Annotated in this window: 20 protein-coding genes and 4 pseudogenes; 15 read left to right on the top strand and 9 right to left on the bottom strand. The window is 70.5% G+C overall.

What is annotated here, in order from left to right; all coding sequences use genetic code 11:
• Window positions 1-409: 409 nt before the first annotated feature.
• A complete protein-coding gene (locus tag ABD323_RS28955) occupies window positions 410-682 on the bottom strand; it encodes an MDR/zinc-dependent alcohol dehydrogenase-like family protein (protein ID WP_344444945.1) in 273 nt (90 codons plus the stop codon).
• An 804-nt stretch (window positions 683-1,486) separates the two neighbouring features.
• Between ABD323_RS28955 and ABD323_RS28950 the strand changes: the two are divergent.
• Together ABD323_RS28950 and ABD323_RS28945 are read left to right on the top strand one after the other, a co-directional pair.
• A pseudogene (locus ABD323_RS28950) lies at window positions 1,487-1,780 on the top strand (protein-L-isoaspartate O-methyltransferase family protein); the annotation flags it as partial.
• A 346-nt stretch (window positions 1,781-2,126) separates the two neighbouring features.
• The gene (locus tag ABD323_RS28945) at window positions 2,127-2,378 is read left to right on the top strand and encodes a hypothetical protein (RefSeq protein ID WP_344444946.1); all 252 of its coding nucleotides are present in this window, start codon (window positions 2,127-2,129) and stop codon (window positions 2,376-2,378) included.
• Between the two features lie 263 nt (window positions 2,379-2,641).
• On the opposite strand, the gene ABD323_RS46100 is transcribed toward ABD323_RS28945, so the two are convergent.
• Both ABD323_RS46100 and ABD323_RS28940 read right to left on the bottom strand, forming a co-directional pair.
• Complete coding sequence (locus tag ABD323_RS46100; RefSeq protein ID WP_425556195.1) at window positions 2,642-3,112, bottom strand: helix-turn-helix domain-containing protein; 471 nt, start codon at window positions 3,110-3,112, stop codon at window positions 2,642-2,644.
• A gap of 120 nt (window positions 3,113-3,232) precedes the next feature.
• Window positions 3,233-3,823 carry an SMI1/KNR4 family protein gene (locus ABD323_RS28940; RefSeq protein WP_344444944.1) on the bottom strand — a complete coding sequence of 197 codons (591 nt, stop codon included), beginning with the start codon at window positions 3,821-3,823 and terminating at the stop codon, window positions 3,233-3,235.
• A gap of 223 nt (window positions 3,824-4,046) precedes the next feature.
• Between ABD323_RS28940 and ABD323_RS28935 the strand changes: the two genes are divergently transcribed.
• The 3 genes from ABD323_RS28935 to ABD323_RS28920 all read left to right on the top strand — a co-directional run bounded on the left by ABD323_RS28935 (window position 4,047) and on the right by ABD323_RS28920 (window position 8,415).
• A complete protein-coding gene (locus ABD323_RS28935) occupies window positions 4,047-5,213 on the top strand; it encodes a tetratricopeptide repeat protein (protein ID WP_344444943.1) in 1,167 nt (388 codons plus the stop codon).
• Window positions 5,214-6,234: 1,021 nt separating this feature from the next.
• On the top strand, window positions 6,235-7,233 hold the full coding sequence (locus tag ABD323_RS28925) for a helix-turn-helix domain-containing protein (protein ID WP_344444941.1): 999 nt from the start codon (window positions 6,235-6,237) through the stop codon (window positions 7,231-7,233).
• Window positions 7,234-7,509: 276 nt separating this feature from the next.
• Window positions 7,510-8,415 (top strand): hypothetical protein, encoded by a 906-nt coding sequence (locus ABD323_RS28920; RefSeq protein ID WP_344444940.1) that lies wholly within the window; start codon window positions 7,510-7,512, stop codon window positions 8,413-8,415.
• 651 nt (window positions 8,416-9,066) lie between these two features.
• On the opposite strand, the gene ABD323_RS28915 is transcribed toward ABD323_RS28920, so the two are convergent.
• Complete coding sequence (locus ABD323_RS28915; protein WP_344444939.1) at window positions 9,067-9,567, bottom strand: cupin domain-containing protein; 501 nt, start codon at window positions 9,565-9,567, stop codon at window positions 9,067-9,069.
• A gap of 80 nt (window positions 9,568-9,647) precedes the next feature.
• Here ABD323_RS28915 and ABD323_RS28910 point away from each other — a divergent pair, with 80 nt between their 5' ends.
• Window positions 9,648-10,142 carry a MarR family winged helix-turn-helix transcriptional regulator gene (locus tag ABD323_RS28910; protein WP_344444938.1) on the top strand — a complete coding sequence of 165 codons (495 nt, stop codon included), beginning with the start codon at window positions 9,648-9,650 and terminating at the stop codon, window positions 10,140-10,142.
• A 141-nt stretch (window positions 10,143-10,283) separates the two neighbouring features.
• Here ABD323_RS28910 and ABD323_RS28905 read toward each other — a convergent pair whose 3' ends face one another.
• Window positions 10,284-10,907, bottom strand: a complete 624-nt coding sequence (locus ABD323_RS28905) for a TetR/AcrR family transcriptional regulator (RefSeq protein WP_344444937.1) — start codon at window positions 10,905-10,907, stop codon at window positions 10,284-10,286.
• A 137-nt stretch (window positions 10,908-11,044) separates the two neighbouring features.
• Here ABD323_RS28905 and ABD323_RS28900 point away from each other — a divergent pair, with 137 nt between their 5' ends.
• Entirely contained in the window at window positions 11,045-12,526 is a 1,482-nt protein-coding gene (locus ABD323_RS28900; RefSeq protein ID WP_344444936.1) for an amidase, read from the top strand.
• Window positions 12,527-12,616: 90 nt separating this feature from the next.
• On the opposite strand, the gene ABD323_RS28895 is transcribed toward ABD323_RS28900, so the two are convergent.
• Entirely contained in the window at window positions 12,617-13,084 is a 468-nt protein-coding gene (locus ABD323_RS28895) for a winged helix-turn-helix transcriptional regulator (RefSeq protein ID WP_344444935.1), read from the bottom strand.
• 89 nt (window positions 13,085-13,173) lie between these two features.
• Here ABD323_RS28895 and ABD323_RS28890 point away from each other — a divergent pair, with 89 nt between their 5' ends.
• From ABD323_RS28890 to ABD323_RS28875, 4 genes are all read left to right on the top strand, one after another.
• The gene (locus ABD323_RS28890) at window positions 13,174-13,668 is read left to right on the top strand and encodes a PaaI family thioesterase (RefSeq protein ID WP_344444934.1); all 495 of its coding nucleotides are present in this window, start codon (window positions 13,174-13,176) and stop codon (window positions 13,666-13,668) included.
• 83 nt (window positions 13,669-13,751) lie between these two features.
• Window positions 13,752-14,198 (top strand): DUF6196 family protein, encoded by a 447-nt coding sequence (locus ABD323_RS28885; RefSeq protein ID WP_344444933.1) that lies wholly within the window; start codon window positions 13,752-13,754, stop codon window positions 14,196-14,198.
• Between the two features lie 881 nt (window positions 14,199-15,079).
• A complete protein-coding gene (locus tag ABD323_RS28880) occupies window positions 15,080-16,264 on the top strand; it encodes a thiolase family protein (RefSeq protein ID WP_344444932.1) in 1,185 nt (394 codons plus the stop codon).
• Entirely contained in the window at window positions 16,261-17,340 is a 1,080-nt protein-coding gene (locus ABD323_RS28875) for an alpha/beta fold hydrolase (RefSeq protein WP_344444931.1), read from the top strand. Before ABD323_RS28880 ends, ABD323_RS28875 begins: the two co-directional genes overlap by 4 nt.
• 309 nt (window positions 17,341-17,649) lie before the next feature.
• Here ABD323_RS28875 and ABD323_RS28870 read toward each other — a convergent pair whose 3' ends face one another.
• Window positions 17,650-18,318 (bottom strand): TetR family transcriptional regulator, encoded by a 669-nt coding sequence (locus ABD323_RS28870; RefSeq protein WP_344444930.1) that lies wholly within the window; start codon window positions 18,316-18,318, stop codon window positions 17,650-17,652.
• Between the two features lie 59 nt (window positions 18,319-18,377).
• On the opposite strand from ABD323_RS28870, the gene ABD323_RS28865 reads away from it, so the two are divergent.
• Together ABD323_RS28865 and ABD323_RS28860 are read left to right on the top strand one after the other, a co-directional pair.
• Window positions 18,378-19,184 carry an SDR family NAD(P)-dependent oxidoreductase gene (locus tag ABD323_RS28865; RefSeq protein WP_344444929.1) on the top strand — a complete coding sequence of 269 codons (807 nt, stop codon included), beginning with the start codon at window positions 18,378-18,380 and terminating at the stop codon, window positions 19,182-19,184.
• 178 nt (window positions 19,185-19,362) lie between these two features.
• Window positions 19,363-20,477: pseudogene (locus ABD323_RS28860) on the top strand (IS630 family transposase).
• A gap of 37 nt (window positions 20,478-20,514) precedes the next feature.
• On the opposite strand, the pseudogene ABD323_RS28855 reads toward ABD323_RS28860, so the two are convergent.
• Together ABD323_RS28855 and ABD323_RS28850 are read right to left on the bottom strand one after the other, a co-directional pair.
• A pseudogene (locus tag ABD323_RS28855) lies at window positions 20,515-20,763 on the bottom strand (GNAT family N-acetyltransferase); the annotation flags it as partial.
• A 393-nt stretch (window positions 20,764-21,156) separates the two neighbouring features.
• Window positions 21,157-21,993: a hypothetical protein gene (locus tag ABD323_RS28850; protein ID WP_344444928.1), complete on the bottom strand. Its 837-nt coding sequence runs from the start codon at window positions 21,991-21,993 to the stop codon at window positions 21,157-21,159.
• A 411-nt stretch (window positions 21,994-22,404) separates the two neighbouring features.
• On the opposite strand from ABD323_RS28850, the gene ABD323_RS28845 reads away from it, so the two are divergent.
• A complete protein-coding gene (locus ABD323_RS28845; protein ID WP_344444927.1) occupies window positions 22,405-22,989 on the top strand; it encodes a DUF4913 domain-containing protein in 585 nt (194 codons plus the stop codon).
• A pseudogene (locus ABD323_RS28840) lies at window positions 22,986-23,216 on the top strand (glycosyl hydrolase); the annotation flags it as partial. The gene ABD323_RS28845 and the pseudogene ABD323_RS28840, both read left to right, overlap by 4 nt.

The raw sequence follows: 23,216 nt of genomic DNA, 5'->3' as shown, positions 1-23,216 counted from the left end.
ACACGCGGGCACCAGGGGCACTCCGAGGAACGCGGCATCGAGGCCACCGCTACGGTCCGGCTGCCGGTTTGGTCTACCCACGCGGGCGCCGGAACTTTGGACCGGGCCGGAACCAGGGGCTCCTCGTCGGCGGTCCCCGTCATCACGTGCGGCCTGGGCGGGCCTGCGGCACCGCGTCGATGCTGGTGCCGGCCGCCAGCGCTTGTCCTGCCGGGCCTGCTCGGCTCGCTTCGCGTCCTGTCCCACCATTAGCGCTCCTCGTCCGCTCGAGCTTCCCCAAGCGGCAACGACCCCGACCGGTCCTGGTAGCGCGGTCTCGCCCGGCCAGGTGCGGGGCCCGCGACAGAGGTCCAGCGCCGGGTGTCTGGCGCCAGCAGGGCCGGAGGCCTGTACACAACGCTTCGCGGGGTCAGGCGCTGTCGCCCGCCCAGTCCCAACGTTGCGGGTCGGCCGGACGTGGCTCGTAGTGGGCGCGGCCGCCGGGACCATGTCGCCCGATCTCGGTGAGCAACGCGGCGCCGTCGGCGAGGTCCTCGGTGCTCCAGCTGGTCACGTCGAGCAGCAGCCCGTCGAGCGGGCCGCCACACAGCTCCCGGTACTCATGGCTGGGCCGGGGGCCGGGATCGGGGTCATCGTGGTCCGCTCCATAGACCCGACCCCTCATCAGCGCCTCCTCATCCATGCCGGCCAGCTTCTCAGGGGCCACCGACAACTCGGCAAGGCCATGCGCAGGCAGGCTGCCCTCTGACAGGCGCGGCGACAGCGCTGCTGGGCGAAGAGGCGCGCTGTGCGGCAGCGGAGCAGCGGCGGGGCTGGGTAGGAGGTGGGTGTAGAAGGTGGGGTGCCGGGCTCCGGGCGGTGGCCGGCGCCGGGGGCTTGCCGTCGCGCTCGCTCGGCCCGGTGATCCGTTCATCGGGTCACCACGGGCGTGCCAGCGGATTGTGCTGGTGGCGGGCTGGGTGGTGCGGAGGTCCGAGGGGTCGGCCGCGGGCGGTCTTGTGGCATGAGCGGGGTGCGCAGGCACGATGGGGGTTTCGTTGGGTAAGAGGGGATTGACGATGGGTGACGAGAGCAAGGGTGGGGCGGGCGATGGTGATGGCGGCGCCCACGCGAAGCCGGGTGGTCCGCAGATCGGGCCCAAGCCCAGTCCGGATGGCCAGAGTCCCGCGCCGGAGCCCAAGCACAAGTGAGTACCGACCGCGTGAACGTCGACCTCGGGGTGGACGCCCGGCGGGCGCTCGTCGACCGGCTGACGGCTGCCGGTGTGCTGGGCGCCGGGTGGGGTGCGGCGTTCGAGGCCGTCCCGCGTCACCTCTTCCTGCCGCCGGTGAACTGGGAGTTCGTCGAGGGCCGCGCGGTGGTGCGCGATCGCGCGGCGGATCCGCAGGCGTGGCTGGCGGGTGCCTACCGGGACACCCCGGCCATCACCCAGTGGGACGACGGTGACCAGGCCGGCGGTCAGCGGGATTTCACCTCGAGCCTGAGCATGCCGACGATGGTGGCGCTGATGCTGCGTGACCTCGATGTCGAGCAGGGTCAGCGGGTGCGGGAGGTCGGTACCGGGCCGGGCTTCAACGCCGCGCTCCTGGCGCACCGCCTGGGTGCGGACCACGTGGTGAGCGTGGAGATCGACAAGGCGGTGGCCGACCTCGCGCGGGCGAACCTGGCGGCCGCGGGCCTTGGCGGGGTGCGGGTCCTGGTCGGGGACGGCGCGGATGCCGCGATGGGATGGGGTGGGCGGGCCGACCGGTTGATCGCCACCTGCTCGAGCCTGGTCACCGACGTCCCCGTCGCCTGGCTCGACCAGACCGCACCTGGCGGGCTGATCGTGGCCCCCACCGCGACGCTGTTCGGCGGCGGCGCCATCCCCCGCCTGCAGTGCGCCGACGGCGGACGGAGCGCGAGCGGGCGGTTCACCGGCTCCTCCGACTTCATGCGGATGCGTCAGCAGCGCTACCTGGCACCGCCCGTGGACGCCTACCTGCCCGGGGACTGGCCCGGCGACGCGCGGCAGTCGACCACCGACCCTGGACCCGGAGGCCATCGGCGACTCCTGGCTCGCCCAGTTCGCCCTCGGCACCCGCCTGCCGGACCTCTACTACCGGCGCGCGCCCTACGGGCAGACGGTGACGTGGTGGTTCTTCGACACCGCGGTCACCTCCTGGGCGACGGTCGACTCCGTGCCCGGCGCCGGCGAGTACGACGTGCGCCAGAGCGGGCCGCGACGCCTGTGGGACGAGATCCACGCCGCCTGGAGCGCCTGGCAGCGGGCCGGGCAACCCGGCTACGAGCGGTTCGGGCTGACCGTGACCGACGCCGGCGAGCGCACGGTGTGGCTCGACGACCCGGACCACCACTGGAGCCCACCTGCACACTGACCTCCAGAACGCCGCGGCCGGGAGACCCCAGCCGCGGCGGGGCCGGCGGTGGTGGTCGGGCGGCTCGGCTCTGAGTCGTCGGTGGGCTCGGAGCCGGTGACAGGGAGACGGGGCACGAGTGGCACAGGTGGTGCGCCAACCCGCGCGGGGCCGGCGTCCGTCACTCGCGGCCACCGCGCGCGCACTCGGCGTCCCTGCTCGCCGGAGCCGGTCCCGCTCGACCTGGTCGAGGTGTGCCATCCACAGCCGCCGTCGCTGAGCCTTCAGCTCCTGCCACGCCTCGCGGGTGCGCTGCTCAGCCTGAGCCAGCCGTTCGGCGGTGACGCCGTAGATGGGAGGTGCCCATTCCCCGCCAAGCGATGTAGCAGTCGAGGCGCCCGTCGTAGCGGCTGGTGGCGGCGCGGCCACGGTGGCCGGTGGTCTCCATCTGGCGGTAGGTCTCCTCGGCCATGCCCGAGCGCCTTCGCCATCTGGGCGCGGGTGCGGCCGGAGAACACCCGCAGGTGGACCAGCCGCTCCTGGTCGACCGTGCACAGGTCGGCCGGGGCGGCGCCGACTGCGGCCGCCAGGCGCGGCAACAACCCCGGCTTCGGAACGCGAGTCCCGGCGAGGTAGAGGCTTACCGCGCGCTCGGTCACTCCCACCTCGCGGGCGATCCGTGCCACCGAGGCGCCGGCGGCGGTGCGGGCGGCGCGGAGCTTCGTCGCGTCGAAGCCGTAGGGCGTGGTGCTCACCCACGTCTCCTACCCGCTGTCGTATGAGGAAGTCCGTTCAGGGTGAACGATCGGCACGTGAACCGCGCCGGTGAAGATCCGTTCAGGGTGAACGAACCTTCACCCACCCAGGCAGTACGTTCACCCCCGGGCGGGTATGACCGCGACTGTGACGCTGCTGGGTTCCCGGGATCCGCCGACGGCCGCACTGCTCGGCAGGCCGGGCGCGCCGACCTCCAGTGCCTGGGTGATGTCCTGGAGCATCGAGGTGACCGAGATCCACCGGGGGACATCCAGGATCCAGGTCTCGTGGTCCCACAGGAGCACCGCGCCGTGGGTGTCACCAGGGCGCAGGTCGACGATCAGGCCGTCGCCGCCGGGGCTCAGCGCGATGGGCATGTACTCGCGCAGGTAGCGGCTCTCGGGCTGACCGTTCGCGTCGAACGAGTCGCCTTCCTGCTCCGCGACCAAGAGCCAGATCTCGTGAGTCTCCAGGGCCTCGTCCAGCGAGACCGGAGCGAACTCGCCCGGAATCCAGTGGCTCTCGGTGACGTCGGGCAGCAGCCACCAGGCCCGCAGGTCGGCGGGCAGCGGCAGGCCGAGGTCCGCCTCGAACGCGTCCAGGCGCGCGGCATCGCAGGCCGGCCTCGCTCGTCCGCCCCGGGTGTGCGCCGTGAGCCGGGAATTGATGCGACTCCATGAGGCCAGGACGTCGTGATCAGCCGTTGTCATGACAGGCAGTCTGTCTCACAGGAGTGTCAACGCCCCAAGCCAGCACTCTCAGCGAGCGAGGACGCTGACCAGGCCGCGACCGCGACAAGCGCTGATCGCCTACGCCACCAGAGCCTACGGCCCCTCCACGACCACGCCGACGATCCGGACCTCCACCGCCTCCAGCCCAATGCGCACGCAAGTACGATCATCGCCACATCAGGTCCCGGGCGGGGGAGCGAACATGTTGGCGTGGCGGCGGAACCGAGCACGCGACCACGACCCTCGGCTGACCGAGTCCCTGACCCAGGAAGCAAACCGCCTACTAACCGGCGGTTCATGGGCGGAGGCCGAACCCGTCCTGCGCCAGGTCATCCACCTGCGGACCGAGCAACTGGGCGCAACCGCTCAAAGCACTCTGAGCGCGCGCAGCGGCCTGGCATGGGCATTGATCGAGCTGCGACGCCTTGAGGAGGCGGTGGCGGAGCTGCGCGGACTCCTCCCTCTGGCCCTTACCTCCTGGGGAGAGCGTCACGAGACCAGCAACGGGGTGCGACTTCACATGGGTCGCGCGCTACTCGCCTCCGGACGCCCCGCGCAGGCCGAGGAGCTGGCACGCATCATCCTGACCGTGTACCCCGCCAGGGACGGGCTGCGCCTACAGGCGTCGAATCTGCGGGCCCGGGCTCTGGGCAGCCTCGGCCGCCACCGCGAGGCCGCAGACGAACACACCGCTCTCCTGACCGCCGCCACAGCCATCCACGGCCAGGACGCCAGACTGCTGCTGTCAGTCCGCGTTGACCGACTCCAGCACCTTGCCCTCCTGGGAGAGCACGACCTGGTCGAGCAGGAACACCACGCCCTGCTGGTCGCCCTACCCGACGAGGACCCACTGCGAGGGGCCGTGAGCGGCGCGCAGGCCTTCGCCGTCAACAGCACCGGCCGCCACGAAGAAGCCGAGGCCATTGTGCGGGCCGCCCTCGCCCACCGCGCCGACACCACCCCCTTCCTCGGCCTCGCCCTCAGCCTGAAAGGCCAAGGCCGCCACGAGGAAGCACTCCAGGTACTCACCGACACCGCTGCGGCATACCTGCAAGACCGCGACAACGAGTACACCAGCCTGCTCCACACCCTCACCGCCCAGACCCTGCTCGGCCTCAACCGACCGGACGAAGCCGAGCTCCAAGCCCGCCAAGCAGTCGAAGCCGCCAAGGCCCACCAAGGCCCCAGTCACCACCGCAGTCTGGAAGCCGCCACCACCCTCGGCAGCGTCCTCGCTGCCCAACAGCACCACACCGAAGCCAGGGAACACCTCACCCGCTGCGCCACCGCCTGGCACCAGCATTTCGGCCCCCACCACCCGCACACCATCGCCACCGAAACCGAACTCGCAGCCCTCCCCCAACCCTGACCCAGAACCGGACTCCTCCGAATCGGTCCGGCGTTGTGGTGGAGTTGGTCGAGCGATCGACACGCGCGATCACGTTGCACGCCCGAGTTCGGGCGGTCGAGGCGGCGTGCTCGCGCTGTCAGAGCACGTCGGCGCGGGCGCACGGCCGCTACCTGCGGCGCATGTCCGCGAACAGGCCCTCGGGCCCGTGGAGGAAGGCCGCGCACCCGGCGTTGCCGGTCTCCGGTTCGGGGTCGGTCTCGGTGCCTGCGATCAGGATGCCCGTGATGGTGCGGTAGGAGGGGTCACCGACCGCGAGGGCCTTGGTGCAGGCCGCTTCCAGCCGCTGGTCGCCGTACTTCTTCCGCAGCCCGAGGATCCCCTAGGCCGCGCGGAGCCGGTAGAGCGTCTTGAGCTCCAGCAGTTGGTCGATCTCCTGCCTGCCGCCCACGGTCATCCTGCGCTCCCCGGGCTCGCATGGAACAGCCGGCCGGCTCCTGCTGGCGCGCTCGCCGGTCCTGGCGGCTCGTCACCGCGGCACGCGGGGGCCGGATCGGCCGCGCCGACGGGTCCGGTGCCGGCCGGGGCGGATTCGCCGGCGAGCAGGCTCCGCACCGCGGCGGTGCCGCCCTGGTGGTGGGCGTTGGCGATGTCGGTCAGGCTCCAGGCGTGGGTGCCGACGATGCGCTCGTTCAGGCTATCTCCCTTAGCAGAACGGCGTTGCCGTGTAGGGGAGTTCGGTGAAAGCGGACGAAGTTTCATGCTTCCGGGTTCAGATGTTGACCCGCCGCCCTGCAGGAATCGATCAAACATCCACTACAAAGGCCGCGCCACCGTGACCACACCGCCGTGTCAGCACAACTGCTCCGCTCGCCGTCTCGACGGACATCACCCCAACAACTGCGCCTCGCCCTGCCCCGCCCCCGGGGCCCCGGGGGCCCGACCAAGGGGATCCCGCCCGGAGAGCGCCGGCCCCCCGAGTCCGCTGTCAGGGGGAATCACCGACCGCGACGATGTCGTCCTGGCGGAGGTCGCGAAAGACATGCACCAGGCCCTGCGCCAGCTGACCCGCGAGCTCAGCGAGCCGACCCTGCAACCCGACGGGCACGACTCCCTGCTCCTGCTGTCCGTCCAGCTCCGCACCCAACTGGATGCCCTGACCGCCGGCTTGGTCCACCGCGCGCGTCAACGCCGCACCGCATGGGCGAAGGTCGCCACCAGCCTGGGCATGAGCGAGGACGGCGCACGCCATCGCTTCCGGCCCGACAACATCTCACACCGCCTCGCCCAGTTCGCCCGCCAACGCCCCGTCAGCACGGAACCCGGACCGCCGAACGCTCTGACGTCCGTACGGACAGGCTCCCAGCCGCCACTGCCGGACGTGGACGCCCGCCCCGCCTACAACCGGCTGGCGGCCGTACTGTCGATGCTCGTGCGCGCCACCCAGCAGTCTCAGCGTGAGCTCAGCATCAAAAGCGGCTGCTCGGCCTCCTACCTCTCGCGAGTCCTGAAGGGCGAGAGGGTACCGACCTGGCAGCTGACCGAACGACTCGTGCGGGCCTGCGGCGCGGACCCGGCCGTGGTGCGCAGCGTCTGGGAGGCGGAGCGCCTGCGGGAGTACGACGCGCGGCGCTCGGCTCCCTCACCCGCCGATCTGCGGCCCGAAGCCGCGATGGATGCGCTTCGCTCGGCGCTGGGCACTCAGCACGTGCGTGCCGGCACCCTCACCGCTTACGACATCGCTGTCGCCACCGGCTGGAGCCTGACGCCCGACCACGTCACCGCCCTGATCGCGGGCCAGGACCTCGGCGACTGGGGCGCGATCACCCACCTCCTGCACGTTCTCGGTGGCGACATCACCTACTTCCGGTCCCTGTGGGACGCCGCGTTCCCTTCACCACCGCCCCCCTCGACCACGGCGAAGACCATCCCGACCGCCTCGGTCGGCACGCCCACCGGGTCCTTGGCCAAAGCATCGACGGCCGTCGCCTCACGGGTGCGTCGCCACCTCCGCGCCCAGCAACGGGGTGACAGTTCATGACCGACACCGCCCCACCCCCTGCCCGGGCGGGGGCGGGCGTCCGGCTTGGCGGGCCAGTCGCCGGCTGTGGTGAAGGCTGCGGCGTGCCTGCCGGCACTTCGAGCCCGCGCGTGGTTCGATCCAGATGGCTACCCCGGCGGCCCTGCTGGCGAGCACCGGCCCACGCGCTCGCATCCCCCAGCCACTGGTGACCACACCCCGGACCATCCCACCGACACCAAGTGGTATCGGATCACCTTCACCGCGCCATGGCCGGGGCGCGCCGGAAGGCATCCTGTGGCCACCAACCTCGGCCGGCTCCTGCGCCGGCGCCGGCTCTACACCGGCGAGTCCGCCAACACCGCGCAGCGCGAGGTGGCCCGTCGGCTCGACGGCGGCCCCATCCCCGACGCCGCGCACCCCGACCAGGTGAGTCTGGAGTCATTGCTCCTCCAGGCCCTCGCCTGGCCGAACGAGACCCCCCGCTACCCGTGCGGGATCCGAGCCGTACACCCCACGCCCGACCACCTGGTCATCACCGTGGAGAACACCACCAAGCTGCTCCACGACCTCGTCGCCCGCACACTGCCGGTCGGCAACCACCGCGGGATCAGCGGGATTCCCGGACTCCGCCACCGCCGCTCCCCCGGCGGCGCGGTGACGCTCTTCCTGGCGGGGACCGCTGCCGCCGTCACTCTGCGGGGCGTCTCCTGGTCGCAGTGGTCCGCAACTGCCCAAGTTCTCGCGGACACGGAGCAGTTCGACGACGCCCCACCCTTGTGGACCGGCGCCCAAGGCACGCTGACCGACGCGGAGAGCGATCACCTCGGTTGGTACCGCGACCTGGATGGCCCCGACTGCCCCCTCTGGCTGCCGAGCGGCGTCCTGCGGCGCATCGCGATTTTCCAGACCACAGATAGCCCACGGTGGGTCACCGGATGGCGGGCCGGTGACGCAGTGCTCGAACACTGGGTCTTCGAGGCCAGCTACCGGGGCCACAGCGCCCCCCACGATCAGGTCATCGACCTGCTCACCGACCAGCGCTTCGGTCTGCCGCTGGTGCTGGAGCGACGTGATTGCCGATGCCCCCATGACGACCCGTCGACACGGTGCATGATCTACTTCAGCTCGCCGCTCAGCACCGCGGCGCGCCTCGAGCTGCGCTTCGGCTGCCGACCCTCCGAACGGCCGGCGTATCCATAGTCGGGGACGGTGTCCTCGCTGGCGCCCAGCCACGACCTCGGCGCCCGCAAGAGGGACGGAGCCGTCCCCGAACCGTGCACCGCCGGCCGGGTCGCCCGGGCCTCGGAACGCGGCGGGCCAGCGAGGAGCAACTGCACCGGTCGGACAAGAGCCGGGGCAACGGTCACCTGTGGCTGTGGACCAGGGCCTTCACCGACGGGCACTGGACCTGGGTGCCGGACGACGTTGACGACGAGCCGGCCCACCCGCACCCCGCGCCATCGGCTCCGCGACTCAAGGTGACACCTGACAGCTCCCCTGGGCGACTCCGGCCCTCCTCGACGACGCCTACCACCGAGGAGCCCTACGCCAGGTCGGCGCCGTCCACCAGTTCCGCCACACCCGGCTCCAGGAGCATCTCGCCGACGGCCCCCACTCACCGGAACACCTGCGGAGCACGGACCACGTGCACAGCTCTGGTGGTGTACGCGCGACGGCGTCCGAAACATAGCGACCGGACGCTGCTCCGAAGCCCACCCCTCGCAGGCCCGGGTCCGCTGGTAGCGGGCAGGCGGATTGGCCGCGGCGATCCTCGAGGGCGCTCGACACGCACGGACGGCGCGCCGGCGAGAACGACGTGCCGCCCTCGCCGTTGACGTCTCCTCCGGAACCTCAGGCCGACCTCCCCGCCTCGCGGGCCTCGCGCCAGATCGGGGCGTCCAGGAAGTGGTTGTCGAAACGGTCCTGACGTGCGAGCAGTTCCTCCAACGTGGCCTCACCCCGCTGGAGGCGGTCCAGGGTACGGAAGTACTCGAAGCGCTCGACGCCGGGAGTGATCACGATCAGCAGGTCCGCCCCGGAGGACGGCGCCGCGGCGAAGGCGTGCGGCAGGTGCGGCGGCACGACCAGCAGGTCTCCGGAGTGCGCGGTGACGACGTCCTCGCCGACCAGCACCTGCAACGCACCCTCGGTGACGTAGAACAGCTCGGAGGAGCCGGTGTGGTAGTGCGGGGTGGCCCCGTCCGCCCCGCGCGCCAGCGTCATCCGCAGGGTGCTCAGGGCGCCGCCGGTGGCGCTCGCGTCGGCCAGCAGCCGTGCCGTGTTCCCGCCCAGGCCGAGCGTCTCGGCCTCCTCGCTCCGCACCAGCACGGCCTCGTGCCCCATCAACGACATGGCAGGTCCCAATCCCTCGTAGGTGATTCCATGACTGATAGTACTACAGCTAACTATATTTCATCGAATAGAATCCCGGCATGGACGAACTGGACGTGATCGTGGAGCAGTGGCAGCGCGAACGGCCGGAACTGGACCTCTCGGCCATCGGCACCGCCGGACGGTTCGGGCGGTTCGCCATGCTCGCGGGGCGCGCCGTCGAGGACGTCTTCAAGCAGCACGGGCTGCAGCGGGGCGAGTTCGACGTGCTGGCCGCGCTGCGCCGATCCGGCGCGCCCTACGTACTGATCCCGTCCGTGCTGGCGGCGACCCTGATGATGTCCCGCGCCGGCATGACCAGCCGGCTCGACCGGCTGGAGGCGGCTGGCCTGGTGGAGCGGCGGCTCGACCCCACCGACCGCCGGAGCTTCCAGGTCGCCCTCACCGACCAGGGCATGGTCGCGGTCGACGCGGCCATGACCGACCATGCCGCGAACGAGGCCCACCTGCTCGCCCCGCTCACCGCATCCGAGCGCGCCGCGCTCGATGCGATCCTGCGCAAGCTCCTCGGCTCGGTCGAGGTCGAGCAGTCCTGACAGGAGCGCTCCGGTTCGACGGCATGCGCTCCGCCCGCCGTCCGGGCACACGCGGCCACGGCCCGGCCACCCACCGGTCATCACGCGGGGTGCCGGTGGGCGGCGTCCGGCACGGGCGCTGCGTTCGGGCCTGACTCCGGTTCAGGCGTTTCGGGCGAGCTGAATGCCGTCCAGGGCGTCCTTGAGCCCGCAGGTGAGCGCGGCGAGTCCGGTTTCGAAGGCCAGCTCGTTGTGGTTGTGCGGCGGGTTCAACAGGGGGTCGAGGCCGGGTGGGAGGTCCTCGTCCGGCAGCTTCGACTGGGCCGGGACATTGAGGTCGAGCGCGGAGCCGATCAGGAAGTACTCGACGGAGCGGACCACCGGCAGCAGGTGCTCCTCTGGCCAGCCCGCCTCACGCAGTACGGCGAACGCCAGGGCGTAGCCCTTCAACGCGGACATGGCCCGGATCGGCCTGGGGGCGATCAGCGGCACAGCGCGACGATGAGCGGCGAAGGCAGCGCGGTAGGACCGGGCCCAGGTGTCGAGCGCGGCTGTCCAGGGCTGGACACCGGGGGTGAGGTCCATCTCGTCGACGATGAGCTCGTGGATGCCTTCGATGACCTCGTCGAGCCCTGAGACGTAGGTGTATATCGACGGTCCCTTGACGCCAAGTCGGGCCGCCACAGCGGTGACGGACAGTGCGCCCGGCCCCTGGTCGTCGACCAGTTCGAGCGCGGCGCGCATGATGCCCTCCCGGGTCACCAGTCGCTTCGGTGGCCTGCCCATCTCCGACCTCTCTCCTCACCGGGATCGCCCGCGGGCGCCGGCTCGATTTCCTGCGGACAGGGGGTTCAACGGCCGGTGTCGCCTAGTGTACGGTCCCACTCAACAAACCTACGGTGTCTAGTTTTAGGGGCGTGGCGATGGACTACGACGACTACCGGTCCCACGACGCGGTGGGCCTGGCACGGTTGGTCGCGGACGGCGAGGCGTCGCCGACCGAGCTGCTGGAGGCCGCGATCGCTCGAGCCGAAGCCGTCAACGGCAGGCTGAACGCGATCGTCCGGCCGATGTACGACCTCGCCAGGCAACGGGCGAAGGAACGACTGCGCGGACCGTTCGCCGGCGTCCCCTTCCTGCTCAAGGACCTGATGCAGGACTACGCCGGCCTGCCCACCGGCAGCGGGAGCCGCTCGCTGCGCCACCGCCTCGCGGCGGAGCACAGTGCCGTGGTCAGTCGCTGGCTCGACGCGGGCCTGGTCGTGCTCGGCAAGACCAACACCCCGGAGTTCGGCTCCAAGGCCGTCACCGAGCCGGAGGCCAACGGCCCCACCCGCAACCCCTGGGACCTCACCCGCAGCCCCGGCGGCTCCTCCGGCGGCTCAGCCGCTGCCGTCGCGGCCGGCATCGTCCCCGTCGCGGGTGCCAACGACGGCGGCGGCTCGATCCGGATCCCGGCCGCCTGCTGCGGCCTCTTCGGTCTCAAGCCCGGGCGCGGACTGCTGCCCGCCGGCCCCACCGCCGCCGAGTACCTGATGGGCGCCGCCACCGACGGCGTCATCTCCCGCACCGTGCGCGACAGCGCGCTCATGCTCGACGTCCTCACCGCCCGGCCCGACCCGGGTGGCCCCTACCTGCACGCGCGGCCCGAGCTGCCCTACTCCGAACTCGCCCGCCGCACCCCGCGCAGACTGCGCATCGGCTTCGCCACCCGCTCCCCCATCGGCACCGAGGTCGATCCCGAGGCCGCCCGCGCGGTCGAGGACGCCGCGGCCCTGCTCGCCGGCCTTGGCCACGACGTCGAGGCCGCCGACCCCGCCATCGACGAGCGCCAGCTCGCCTTCGACTTCCTGACCATGTGGACCACCCGGGTCGCCCACACCCTCGACGAGATCCGCCGCACCGAAGGCGTCGGGCACGAGGCGTTCGAACTCGACACCCAGGTCCTGGCTGCCGCCGGCCGCGGGCTCGGGGCCGTCCAGTACTACGAGGCCCATAACCGGTGGAACGTCTACAACCGGCAGCTCGCGGCCTTCCATGCCGGCTACGACCTGCTACTCACCCCCACGCTGGCCAGGCCCCCGGTCCGCATCGGCGAACTTGACACCCCCCGCCCCGTGCGCGCAGCCGCCCGCGTCCTGATGCGGGTGGGTCTGCTCGGCGCGCTCAGCCGGACCAAGGCCTGGGACCGCGCTGTGATCGCCAACCTGGCCCCGACTCCCTACACCCAGCTAGCCAACATCACCGGACGCCCGGCGATGAGCGTGCCAACCCACCGCACCACGAGCGGACTTCCGCTCGGCGTCCAGTTCGTCGGTCCGCTCGGCAGCGAGGCGACCTTGCTCGCCCTCGCCGCCCAGATCGAGGCCGAACGCCCCTGGGCGCACCTCGAACCCACGATGTGACCCCTCGACCGAACGGCCGTCGGCAGGCCCGGTCCGCGCGGGCCGAGAAGCAAGCCGTGAAGGAAGTCGAGAAGGAAGTGGAAGCCGGCGTCACGGTAGCCGGCGGGCCGAGGCCGTCGGATTCGCCCGCGCTTCGCGCGCAGTGAGCGGCCCGTGCCCGTCGGCGCATTGGACGACCACCTCAAGGGGTGCGTCGCAGTCACGGTGGAGGATCTCCAGAGGGGGGCCGTCCGGATCCGCTGCCCAGCGGTCTCCCCACTGCTTGAGCGCGAGGACCGCCGACCACAGGTCCCAGCCCTTCTCGGTGAGCAGGTACTCGTGCCGGGTACGGCTGCCGGGCTCGCGGTAGGGGGTGGAGACGAGGATCCCTGCGGCGACGAGCTTGCGCAGCCGGTCGGAGAGTACGGCCTCGGACATTCCGACGTGCCGGCGGAAGTCGTCGAAGCGGCGCACGCCGTTCATCGCGTCGCGCAGCACGAGCAGCGCCCAGCGCTCGCCGATGAGGTCGACGGCCCGCTGGACGGTGCAGTTCTCGGTGCTCGTCTCCAGCCATGTCATGAAGCCATCCTAGGCTGACTTCGGTATTGACAGCCAAAAGGACGGATCGCTAGCTTCGGATCAAGAAGTCAGCCACAAAGGAGCACGGCATGACCAGGTCGCGGACGTACAGCTGGCAGGATCCCGGTCTCTCCGCATCGGCCGTCGGGAACGAGAGCGGACTGGAGTTCCTGCGGCGACTACTCACTGGCGAGCTGCCTGCGCCCCCACTGACCGCGACCCTCGGATTCACCCTGGAACAGGTCGAGTTCGGCCGTGCGGTGTTCGCCATGGAGCCCGGGGAGCAGCACTACAACCCCATCGGCAGCGTCCACGGCGGGGTCTACGCCTCACTGCTGGACTCGGCGGCCGGCTGTGCGGTCCAATCCGCGCTTCCCGCCGGCACGGGGTACACCTCTCTCGATCTGAACGTGAAATTCCTGCGCCCGGTCACCGTCGACACCGGCAAGATCCGCTCGGTCGGCACCCTCCTCAACAAGGGGCGGCGCACGGCCCTTGCTCAGGCCGAACTCCTGGACTCCGAGGAGCGCCTGTTGGCTCACGCCACTAGCAGCTGCATGCTCTTTCCGGTACCGCCTCGCTGACGCCGGCTTTCGCAGCCACGGAAGCCGTGGTGGGATATCCATGGCCAATTCGGCACATACCGGCGCAACTTCTTGGAGGTTCCATGGTCAGTATCAGTCACGAAACACCACAGGAAACGCACGCCCGGCTACGGCGCGTACTGGCCAAGGCAGAGCTTCGGGTCCTGCCCGGAACTTGGGCCTACCACGAGCATCCGGCGGGACCGCTGCCGCAGGCGTCCGGCGACGTCCTGGCTCTCGTGCGAGATCAGGAGAGCTGGTCAGTCCTTGAGCCGGCGCACGGCGAGGAGGAAGAGGTCTTCGGAGTCTTCGCATTCCACTTCCCGGAGGCCGACGACAACAGCGGCTTCGTCGGCTGGCTAGCCAGCACCCTCAAGGATGAACTCGGCACGGGCGTGGCGGTGCTTTGCGGCTACAACTCCAAGCAGGGTGGCGTCTATGACTACTGGCTCGTTCCCGCCCACCTTCTGGGGGGCGCGGAGGCGTGCGTGCGGAGCCTGGTGGTACAGGCCGACGAGGACGGTCAGTAGGGCCGGAACGTATCCTGTCGAGCTGCGGGCCGAGCCGGCGACCTGCTGGCACAGCTGGCGAAAGGTGTGCCTGGCGTGTGGAGATCCGGCCCATTCGGGTCGTCTCACCTCAAGGTCCAGGCGCACCTTTCCCGTAGGCGAATGCAGTCGGTGGAACCGATCGAGCCGGCGCTGACGCCCCGGGGCACGGGTGATCGCAATCCTGCCGGCAGCTCACCGCCCCCGTCGAACGGATCGCCGGGTCGTAACCGGCCCCGAGGGTGATGACGGTGGTGTGTGCTCACGTGCGAAGCACGCGAATTCGCCGCTGGCCACTTCAAGGCCGAGCCCACGGCATACGAAGCCCAAAGCCGTATTTCCGGCGCCGGTCCGGCCCGAGGTGGTGAAGTGCGCGCAAGTGAGCCATATTCCACCTCCTCGCCGCAGGCGCAGCAGACGACGGCCGGGACGAGGATCGCACCGCAGGAATGCTCGAAGACGGTCGCCGGCACGCCGTTGATGTGGCGATCGCGAGCCTCTCGCCAACCGCTGCCAGCGTGCCGGCGATCGAACAGGGGCGGGTAGTTGGGGCTGCGGCCATGAATTGCACTGCGGAACACCAGGGTTGGCTTTCCCAACCCACTCCTCTATGGTGAGTTCAGTTGTCCAACCCACCCCGAGGGTGTGGGTATGGGAGGCCGGACCATCGACGCGTCCGCCGGGTGCGAACCAGGTGGGACGGGGGCATCGCCGGCCACGGGTCGGGTGGCCCTGCAGCAGGTGTATTCCCGCTAGCGCATACCCACGACCGTCTCCGCCGTCGCCGGCAGCGACCCTTCGGCGGCCCGGGAAGACACAACCCTCATGGCACACCCACCCACCACGGAAAGGAGGCGGCAGCCATGCGCGACGCCGTCATCGTCGAGGCTGTCCGGACACCGATCGGCAAGGGAAGACCCGGCGGCGCCCTGGCCGGGATCCACCCCGTCGACCTGCTCGCCCACAGCATTCGCGCACTGATCGACCGCAGCGGCATCGACCCCGCTCTCGTCGACGACGTGATCGGGGGCTGCGTCGACCAGGTCGGCGAGCAGGCGATGAACACCACCCGGTACGCCTGGCTCGCCGCCGGGTTCCCGGAGTCCGTGCCGGCGACCACGGTCGACCGCCAGTGCGGGTCGTCCCAGCAGGCCGTTCACTTCGCCGCGCAGGGGGTGATCTCCGGAGCGTACGACGTGGTGGTCGCCTGCGGGGTGGAGTCGATGAGCCGCGTGCCGATGTGGTCCAACGTCCCCAAGGGCGTGGACCCCTTCGGACCGTCCATCGCCGCCCGCTACCCCGACGGGCTCGTCCCGCAGGGCGTCAGCGCCGAACTCATCGCCGCCACATGGTCCCTGACCCGCACCCAGATGGACGACTTCGCCACGCTGTCCCACCACAAGGCGGCCAGGGCGCACGCCGACGGTCTGTTCGCTGACGAACTCGCACCCCTCGGGACGGGCGCGGGCACCGTCGCCACCGACGAGTCGGTGCGCCCCGGCACCACGCCCGAGATCCTCGCCAAGCTCGCGCCCTCGTTCGCCGACCCCGCCTTCGCCGCACGGTTCCCGCAGATCGACTGGTCCGTCACCGCCGGCAACAGCAGCCCGGTCAACGACGGGTCCTCCGCCGTCCTGATCACCAGCAGCGAGACCGCGGCCCGCCTCGGCCTGCGTCCCCTGGCCCGCCTCCACAGCTTCGCCGTCACCGGCTCCAACCCACTCCTGATGCTCACCGGCGTCATCCCGGCCACCGAGCGGGTCCTGCAGCGCGCCGGCCTGCGACTGGACGACATCGACCTGTTCGAGGTCAACGAGGCCTTCGCGAGCGTGGCCCTGGCCTGGTTGCAGGAGACCGGAGCCGATCCGGCGAAGGTCAACGTCAACGGGGGCGCCATCGCCCTCGGCCACCCCCTCGGCGCCAGTGGCACCCGCCTGATGACCACCCTCGTCCACGCCATGCACCAGCGCGGCGCCCGCTACGCCCTGCAGACCATGTGCGAGGCCGGCGGCCTCGCCAACGCCACCATCCTGGAGTCGCTCCGATGAACCCCACCGGCACCCGGACGCCCGCCACACCTGATGCGCTCACCTTGGTCGAGGGCATGATCATCGGCGAAGGTCACACGACCGCCTACCTCGCCGCCGGCCCCGAGGACGGCCCGCTGCTCGTCCTCATCCACGGCTGGCCAGCCAACGGCCGCACCTGGAAGCACCAACTGACGGCCTTCGCCGCCATGGGGTACCGCGTGATCGCGCCCGACCTGCGCGGCTACGGACACTCCACCATGCACCAGCAGCGGGAAGCGTACGCCCAGGAGCACCTCGTGGCTGACATGGTGGACCTGCTCGACGGACTCGGCCGCGAACAGGCCGTCTGGATCGGCCACGACTGGGGCAGCGCAACCGTCTGGGGCCTTGCCGCTCACCATCCTGAGCGCTGCGCAGCCGTGGCCAGCATCTGCGTTCCCTACCGCACGCTCGAACGCGGGGTGGAGACCCTCCTCGAACACGTCAACCGCTCGATCTATCCGCCGGACACCCATCCCTACGCGCAGTTCGACTACATGCACTACTACGCGTCCGAGGCGGAGCGAGCCGTACAGGTTCTCGGTGCACGGCCGGCCAACACCGTGAAGGCCTTCTACCGCGCGGGAAATCCGGCCGCTCACGGCAAGCCGGGTCTGACCTCGGCGATCAGCTGCAACGGGGGATGGTTCGGAGGCGCGGACGCGGTCCCGGACCTTCCGCTCGACACCCAGGTCCTGGACGAGGAACTGGCCGCCGACCTGACGGCCTCCCTGACGAGTACCGGATTCGCGGCCTCGATCGCCTACTACCTCAACGACGAGGCCAACCGCGCCTACAGCGACACCTCGCTGAACGGCGGACGGCTGGACATGCCGGTCCTGTTCCTCGAAGCGTTCTACGACCAGGTTGCCGACACCTCCGTGTCCGACCTCGCGCAGCCCACCCGGCGGTACTGCACCGACCTCACCGAGGAATCCATCGAGGCGGGCCACTGGGCCCAGCTCGAACGGTCCACCGCCGTCAACGACGCGCTCGCCCGCTGGCTCGGGACAAAGACCCCACGGCCCTGGGCCGAGCGAGCCGCCCGCCCCTGACCTGGCACCAAGTCGGAGACGGCAGCCGCACGATCTGACCACACCGCCGCGTACCCGATGCGGTGGCCTGAACGGCGCATCCTGGATCTGGCGAGGGCGGTACGTCGCTCTCGCCAGCGCGCCGCCTGAGCGTGTCGAGTGCTGGCCCGAGGATCGCCGCGGCCGAGTCGGCGCGTCGGCCAAGTGGTCGCCGCGCCGACATGCCGGCTGTCGTATGCGATGTCGCCGCCGCGATCGCAGTTGGTCGAGCAGCGGGATTCCTCGGCCGGGTTGGGTTCGGCGGCGGTCGGCGCCGGTGAGGTATTGGGCTTACGGCTGCCCCAGGACGGCCCGCAGCATCGCCAGCAGCACCTGTCCGCTGGCGCGGAGCTGTGCGTCCGCCTCCTCGGCGTCGGAGCTGAGGACGTCGACGGTGTTCTTGAGCCCGTCGAAGGCGCCGACGAGGACGGTGGCGAGCAGGACCGGATCGAGTCCGGTCGTTCTGCCCCTGCCTCCGGCTTCCTGGGCGTCGCGGACGAGGGAGGCGACGTCGTCGATCCAGGTCCGCGTCAGTTCGGCGGCCATCGGGCGGGTTTCGGGGCTGGCCGCCATGTCCTGGATCAGCCGGGCGATGGCCCAGGCGTCCGGGTCGTCGCGGTGGATGTCGAGCATGGTCGGCAGCAGCGCCTCGAGCCGGTCGGTGCCTTCCGGGGCGGCGGCGAGCCGGGCGTGGACACGGTCGAGCCTCTGAGTGTGCTTGGCGGCGAGCACGGCGATCGCAAGTGCTTCCTTGCTCTCGAAGTGGAAGTAGACCGAGCCCTTGGTGAGTCCGCTCTCGGTGACGACGTCGGCCATCCGCGCGCGGTCGTAGCCCAGCCGCGCGAAGACTCCGGCGGCCGCTTCGAGGATGCAGTCACGGGAGGCGGCCCCGTGTGCGGTGGGGCCGGACGGGCGGCCGACCCGCCTGGTCGGGTTACTGGTCCTGCGCTCGCGTGCCATGGCGGCATGATATCGATAATTAAATAGACCAGCACGACGGTTTAATTAAGGAGTTTTTGATGAGGTTCCCCTTCGACGGACAGCGCGTTCTGGTGACGGGTGCTTCCTTGGGCATCGGGAGGGCCTTCGCAACGCGGATGGCTGCGGACGGTAGCGATCTGGTCCTCGTGTCGCGGCGCCGGATCGCGCTGACGACCTTGGCGGACGAGCTGCGCGCGCGGTACTGCGTGGAGGTGGACGTGGTCGCGGCCGACCTGTCCCTTCCCGGTGCCGCCGCCAGCCTGGTCTCGACGCTGGACCGGCGCGGCCTGAAGGTCGACGTCCTCGTTAACAACGCCGGCCTGGGTGTCCACGGCGACCTCGCCCAGTCCAGGCTGGTGACGGTGTCCCAGCAGATCGGGGTGAACGTCACGGCACTGACCGAGCTGACCACCTTGCTGCTTCCGGGGATGGTGGCGCGGCGGCGCGGGACCGTCATCAACGTCGCCGGTACGGCGGCCTTCCAGCCGGTGCCGCACATGGCGGTCTACGCGGCGACCAAGGCGTACGTCCTGTCCTTCACCCGCGCGCTGTGGTCCGAGACCCGCGGCAGCGGCGTGCGGGTGCTGGCGGTGTGCCCCGGCGCGACCGACACGGCCTTCTTCGACATCGCCGGCGAGGCCGCTTCGGTGGGCTCGCGCCGCACTCCCGAGCAGGTCGTCGACTCCACCCTCCGCGCCCTGCACTCGGGTTACCCGGACGTCGTCGACGGCACGGCCAACGCCCTGCTCGCGCGCGTCGCGAGCCGGATTCCGAACCGTCTGGCGATCACGCTTGCCGAGCGTTCCGTCCGACCCGAGCCCTTCTCCGCCGTCCTGATCAGTTGAGACACCGACAAGAGGAAGATCCACCCGTTTACATCGACCACTCCACCCGCGCTGCCAAGGCCAGGTCAACCATCACAACGTCGCCTAGTGCTGTCACCGAGAACGTTCGCCGGATTTGCGACGGCCCCGGCTGAACCAATTGGATTGTGCGAGGTCCGATTCGGTGTGGGGAGGCGTGGTGGCGGAGCCGGTTAGGGTCCGGAGGCTGGCCGATCAGGAGGGTCGGCAGTTACAGCGGATCGTGCGCCGAGGCAGTACGAACACGGTGCGCTACCGGCGGGCGATGATGCTGCTGGCCTCGGCCGGCGGGAACCGGGTGCCGGTGATCGCGAAGCTGGTCCAGGCGGACGAGGACACGGTGCGGGACGTAATCCATCGCTTCAACGAGATTGGCCTGGCCTGCCTGGACCCTCTATGGGCGGGAGGCCGTCCCCGCCTGCTCAGTACTGACGACGAGGACTTCGTCGTCCAGACGGCCACCACCCGCCCGCCCAAGCTCGGACAGCCCTTCACCCGCTGGTCCATCCGCAAACTGCTCGCCTACCTGCGGCGCGTGCACGGCCGGGTGATCCGCATCGGCCGCGAGGCCCTGCGCTGCCTGCTCGCCCGACGAGGCGTCACCTTCCAGCGAACCAAGACGTGGAAGGAGTCCACCCCGACTACGACGCCAAACTCGACCGGATCGAACACGTCCTGGACCGCTTCCCGGACCGCACGTTCGCGTTCGACGAGTTCGGCCCGCTCGGCATCCGCCCCAACGCCGGCAACTGCTGGGCCGAACGGGCCCAGCCTGACCGGCTCCCGGCGATCTACAAGCGCACCCACGGCGTCACGTACTTCCACGGCTGCTACTCGATCGGCGACGACACCCTGTGGGGCGTCAACCGGCGCCGAAAGGGCACCGCGAACACCCTGGCCGCGCTCAGGTCGATCAGGGCCGCCCGCCCGGACGGCGCCCCGATCTACGTGATCCTGGACAACCTCTCTGCCCACAAGGGCAAGAAGATCCTCCGCTGGGCCACGAACAACAACGTCCACCTCTGCTTCACACCCACCAACACCTCCTGGGCCAACCCGATCGAGGCGCACTTCGGACCGCTCCGTCAGTTCACGCTCGCCAACTCGAACCATCCGAACCACGCGGTCCAGACCCGTGCACTGCACGCCTACCTGCGCTGGCGCAACGCCAACGCTCGCCACCCCGAGGTCCTGGCCGCCCAACGCAAGGAGCGCGCCCGCATCCGCAGCGAGAAAGGACTTCGGTGGGGAGGCAGGCCCGCCCCCGTCGCGTGATCAAGTGACCCGGCGAACCCTGTGCGGGTGCACAGCACTATCCGAGGACGAGTTCGTGCTCGACCGACGACTCGTCGCCCGGGACCGGGATGGAGCGGCCGCTACGGGTGAAGCCGATCTTTCGGTAGAAGGCTTCGGCCCGCTCGTTGTCCTGGTGCACATAGAGGCGGACGCGGGAGACCTTGGGCTCGTCAAGCTCATGGGCGAACGCGATCGCCGCGTCGAACAAGGCGCGGGCCAGGCCAGTGCCGCGCTGCTCGGGGCGGACGAACACACCGACCAGGTGGGCCTGGTCGACTCCTGCGTCCCCGGAGACGGACCGTCAGCTCGGGCACCGGCCTCCACGGCGTGGTCGAAGACCCCGACGCACGCCATGCGAACCTCCCCGTCTCCACCCCAACCGAACCTCCGTTCGGCGAAGCGGTCGAACGGAGGCAAGTGGTGACAACAAGACCAATCACGCACCGCAGGTGGCAACTGTGAGGACGACGGCGGTCAGCGTGGACGCTCCGCACCACCGGCGGCCGCTCGGGTGGCTGTGCCCCGGCCCTGCGTGCATCAGCGCCGTTCTGCCCCCCGCCCCCCGGGGGGCCAGATCCTGCTGAGAGGATGCGCCGAGCCCGATCCGGCCGGCGCCTGAGCGCCTGCGGCCGGATCTACGGACGGCCGTCCGCTTCGCTTACCAGGCCACGCCGAGGGCGGTACCGCTGTACAGGGTGCGCGGGGTCTGTGAGGCGTCGGACTGCCGCCAGCCAATGGCGTTGAGGAGGTCGGCCGGCTCGGCCAGGTCGGCGAGCAGCAGGCCGGGGGTACCGGCGGCATCCTTCGGGATGTCCGCATCGCCGTCGCTGTACCAGCCGACGACCTGGTAGCCGACGGACCTGTCAGCGAGGGCGGGATCCCCGTTGGGGTAGACCAGGGAGTCGTGGACGGTGAAGACGGTCTCGTTGTAGGGCTGGTACGCGGCGAACGTCGGCAGGCCTGGGCCAACCGACGTGAGAAACACTCCTTCCGCAGGTTCGCTCATTTCGACCCACGAGCCGACCCTTCGGTCGAGGCTCCACTCCGTCGCCGCGAGACTGCTCAGACCGTCGTTCAATGCGAAGCTCTGGGCGGTGCCATGCGCCCCATGAGGACCGTCGTGGTCCAGGTAGTCACTGTGGACGACCCACCCGGCGGCCCGGCGTGCGTTGACCGGGCCGTGGGACCGAACCACCAGCCAGCGGTTGGGCACCAGAGGGAAGGCTGCGTGTCCGCTCTCGGGCGAGTCATACCCGGCGGCGAGGGCCTCGGGGAGCTGCCACTGCAGGACCACGCCCGTATCGGACTCCTCGAAGCTCCGCCCGTTCGAGAGGTTCGCCCGATTGACGGGCAGAGCACGGACCGTGATCGGCACCATCGGGTCGGCCACGGGTGCCGTTGGCTCATGAGTGGCAGTCAGCCCGAGGCTCGCCAACTGCTCGGGTGACATCTGCATCTTGGCGGGGCCCTTGGCGTTGGGCGTGGCCTCGGACATGGCGTCTCCTCACTGGCCGACTCCGCTGCCGACCGGCATGGACCTCCCCATGACGAAGCGTAGTCAAACCATCACCATGCGACACATCGAGGTGCAGCTCGCGCCGTGACAGATGCGCCATCCACGGCATCGTCGGTGGCAAGAATCCCGTCCCGCTGGTGACAACACCCGTGGCTCGACGGCGGTTCGCCGCTGCCGGCCACCCCCTGACCAACAGCCTCGATGAGGCCGTCACCCTGGGCCTTCGCCTGGCCGCCGACCTCACCGCGGCGCGATAGGACCCGAGCCCCGACGCGCCCAACTCCCCTGCCGCTGGGCGCCTCTAGCGCAGATTCCCGGCTGCACCAAATCACCGAATCCCCGGATCCTCTTCCGCATGCCGTCCTCCCACAGAGCCAGGAGCAACCCGCCATGTCCGACCCCGCCCAGGGCACCCCCGAAGAGCCCTTCCGCGTACCCGACGACGACCTCGACGACCTTGCCTCCACCCTCGCCAAGACCATGGCCGAGGTCCGTCAGCACGGCGTCCTCCTCGACCGCCTCAGCTCCGAGGACGACACCACGCCCAAAACCCAGCGCCCCAAGCCCGCCGCCGGCGCCGAGGAGGATGCGGGCCCGACGTCCGTGTTCATCCTCGCCTTGGGCGGGGCGGAGTACGACGCCGAGTTGGCCGCGCTGCGCGACTGGATGAACCACCTCCTCCTGCCCGTCTACGGCCGCGAGATCAGCACCACCCGCCCCTGGTGCGCCCAGTGGGAGCAGCATCCCGAGGCGGTCGCTCGCCTGCACGGCCTGTGGCTGGCGTGGCAGCAACTGACCGACGTCGAAGCCGGGTTGTCCGGACCCAGCACGTGGCACCGCGACCACCTGGACCAAACCCTGGTCCATCTGCGCGCGCCCGACGGACCGTTCGCCGCCTGCACCACCTCGGCGAACCGGCCCAACCACCGGCTGCTGGCCACCCCGGCGCCCGAGCAGATGGGACTCGCGGCATGAGCGTGATCGACTTCCGCCTCGACAACGACTTCCTGGCTGTGGACGATGCCTCCTGGCGTGCGCAAGACGCCCTGTCCGTCCCCGACTTGGCAGTCCTCGCTGAGCACCACACCACTCCGCACGGGTCGCACAGCTTCTACCTGGCCCATGACACCGCCGCGACCTGGGGGATTCCGGGCGAGCCGCAGCTGGTCGCCGTCAAGATCGGGCGCGACCTCTTCAACCAC

It is taken from the genome of Kitasatospora nipponensis (assembly GCF_039528135.1).
Lineage (GTDB): Bacteria > Actinomycetota > Actinomycetes > Streptomycetales > Streptomycetaceae > Kitasatospora > Kitasatospora nipponensis.
This window is presented reverse-complemented; position numbering and strand designations above follow the sequence as displayed.

What these genes read in the sequence shown, in the direction of transcription:
- ABD323_RS28955 (WP_344444945.1), bottom strand. Translation starts at nt 682, where the DNA reads ATGGATGAGGAGGCGCTGATGAGGGGTCGGGTCTATGGAGCGGACCAC.
- ABD323_RS28940 (WP_344444944.1), bottom strand. Translation starts at nt 3,823, where the DNA reads ATGACAACGGCTGATCACGACGTCCTGGCCTCATGGAGTCGCATCAAT.
- ABD323_RS28935 (WP_344444943.1), top strand. Translation starts at nt 4,047, where the DNA reads ATGTTGGCGTGGCGGCGGAACCGAGCACGCGACCACGACCCTCGGCTG.
- ABD323_RS28925 (WP_344444941.1), top strand. Translation starts at nt 6,235, where the DNA reads ATGCACCAGGCCCTGCGCCAGCTGACCCGCGAGCTCAGCGAGCCGACC.
- ABD323_RS28915 (WP_344444939.1), bottom strand. Translation starts at nt 9,567, where the DNA reads ATGTCGTTGATGGGGCACGAGGCCGTGCTGGTGCGGAGCGAGGAGGCC.
- ABD323_RS28910 (WP_344444938.1), top strand. Translation starts at nt 9,648, where the DNA reads ATGGACGAACTGGACGTGATCGTGGAGCAGTGGCAGCGCGAACGGCCG.
- ABD323_RS28905 (WP_344444937.1), bottom strand. Translation starts at nt 10,907, where the DNA reads ATGGGCAGGCCACCGAAGCGACTGGTGACCCGGGAGGGCATCATGCGC.
- ABD323_RS28900 (WP_344444936.1), top strand. Translation starts at nt 11,045, where the DNA reads ATGGACTACGACGACTACCGGTCCCACGACGCGGTGGGCCTGGCACGG.
- ABD323_RS28895 (WP_344444935.1), bottom strand. Translation starts at nt 13,084, where the DNA reads ATGACATGGCTGGAGACGAGCACCGAGAACTGCACCGTCCAGCGGGCC.
- ABD323_RS28890 (WP_344444934.1), top strand. Translation starts at nt 13,174, where the DNA reads ATGACCAGGTCGCGGACGTACAGCTGGCAGGATCCCGGTCTCTCCGCA.
- ABD323_RS28885 (WP_344444933.1), top strand. Translation starts at nt 13,752, where the DNA reads ATGGTCAGTATCAGTCACGAAACACCACAGGAAACGCACGCCCGGCTA.
- ABD323_RS28880 (WP_344444932.1), top strand. Translation starts at nt 15,080, where the DNA reads ATGCGCGACGCCGTCATCGTCGAGGCTGTCCGGACACCGATCGGCAAG.
- ABD323_RS28875 (WP_344444931.1), top strand. Translation starts at nt 16,261, where the DNA reads ATGAACCCCACCGGCACCCGGACGCCCGCCACACCTGATGCGCTCACC.
- ABD323_RS28870 (WP_344444930.1), bottom strand. Translation starts at nt 18,318, where the DNA reads ATGGCACGCGAGCGCAGGACCAGTAACCCGACCAGGCGGGTCGGCCGC.
- ABD323_RS28865 (WP_344444929.1), top strand. Translation starts at nt 18,378, where the DNA reads ATGAGGTTCCCCTTCGACGGACAGCGCGTTCTGGTGACGGGTGCTTCC.
- ABD323_RS28850 (WP_344444928.1), bottom strand. Translation starts at nt 21,993, where the DNA reads ATGTCCGAGGCCACGCCCAACGCCAAGGGCCCCGCCAAGATGCAGATG.
- ABD323_RS28845 (WP_344444927.1), top strand. Translation starts at nt 22,405, where the DNA reads ATGTCCGACCCCGCCCAGGGCACCCCCGAAGAGCCCTTCCGCGTACCC.